General features: G+C 66.6%; 2 protein-coding genes. One reads left to right on the top strand and one right to left on the bottom strand.

The window, feature by feature from the left end; translation table 11 throughout:
- The first annotated feature begins 131 nt into the window (after window positions 1-131).
- Window positions 132-341 (top strand): integrase core domain-containing protein, encoded by a 210-nt coding sequence (locus ACTWQJ_RS51675; RefSeq protein WP_443313251.1) that lies wholly within the window; start codon window positions 132-134, stop codon window positions 339-341.
- A 36-nt stretch (window positions 342-377) separates the two neighbouring features.
- On the opposite strand, the gene ACTWQJ_RS51680 is transcribed toward ACTWQJ_RS51675, so the two are convergent.
- Complete coding sequence (locus tag ACTWQJ_RS51680) at window positions 378-983, bottom strand: hypothetical protein (RefSeq protein ID WP_443313252.1); 606 nt, start codon at window positions 981-983, stop codon at window positions 378-380.
- Window positions 984-1,099 lie beyond the last annotated feature (116 nt).

Here is a 1,099-nt window from a genome sequence, read left to right on the forward strand (position 1 = left end):
GACACGCCGCGAGATCATCCGCTGTCTCAAGCGTTACGTTGCGCGGGAGATCTACCGGCTCATCGTCGCTCCGGGCCCCGCAGCCGACACTGCCGGGGCCGCTACTTGACATCTATAGGGGCATCAATGCGATGGCCGAGGCCCTGAACGGCACGTTCAAGGCTGAGCTGATCGAGATGCAGGGCCCCTGGAAGGACTTCGACCAGGTCGAACGAGCGATCTTCCAGTGGGTCACCTGGTACAACGAGGAACGGCTCCACTCCGCCCTCGACTACGTACCGCCCGCCGAGTACGAACGCGACTGGTGGCGACAACAGGAAGCCACCCCGAAGTCCGCCTGAAACAAGATCACCGGACTCCATGAAACTCGGGGCAGCTCATTCCTCACCTGTCAGTTCCGGGTCGCCGCTGATGGCACTCATGGTGGTGTCCCATTCTCGGTAGCCGTCGGCGCGGGGAGTGAGCAGCACACCGACCGACGTGAGCTGGGAGAGGTCCGCACGCTCGCCGCGTTCGTGATGGCGCAGCTGAAGCCAGGCGGAGAACGCGGCGCGGGTGTGGTCGGTCAGGGCGGAACAGACAGCGAAGCCAAGCTGATCCCGATCAGGCCCGGCGATGAAGGTGCGCATCCGCCATACCGTGGTGCCTGTCTCAGGCTCGGCGACCGCGGCCAGCGCGTCCAGCAGAAATCGGCCCAGATCTGTGCGGTACCCGACCGGCAGGCTGTCGAGAGAGGCCAGGACGCGTTGCCGGGTATCCCACTCGTCCGGGTCCAGTGGGCTGGTAGCTACGTCCTCGAGCATGATGCGGACCATGGTGTGGGCTTCGTCGTTGTCACTGCCGGCCGGGGCGGCGGGCAGCAGCGGCACGCTGTGCGGCTGTCCGCCGCGCCGAGTCCAGGACGGGTCCGCCGCTCCCGGTACTGCCTCGGCGTCCGCGGCGGCCAGCTCGTAGTAACGCTCCGGCTCGCCGCCTAGACGCAATGCCGTTGCGTTACGGGTCTGGTGGTCTTGGCGTGTGGATCACGACGGCGTCGGTGGCTGTCCGGGTCGGCTGGGGCCAGTGCCGGTGCTCGGCTCTCTTGAGGTGGTAGTTGGAC

This window comes from Streptomyces sp. KR55, from assembly GCF_052245645.1.
GTDB lineage: Bacteria > Actinomycetota > Actinomycetes > Streptomycetales > Streptomycetaceae > Streptomyces > Streptomyces flavusporus.

Coding starts and splice junctions, on each gene's coding strand:
- ACTWQJ_RS51675 (WP_443313251.1), top strand. CDS start 132: ATGGCCGAGGCCCTGAACGGCACGTTCAAGGCTGAGCTGATCGAGATG.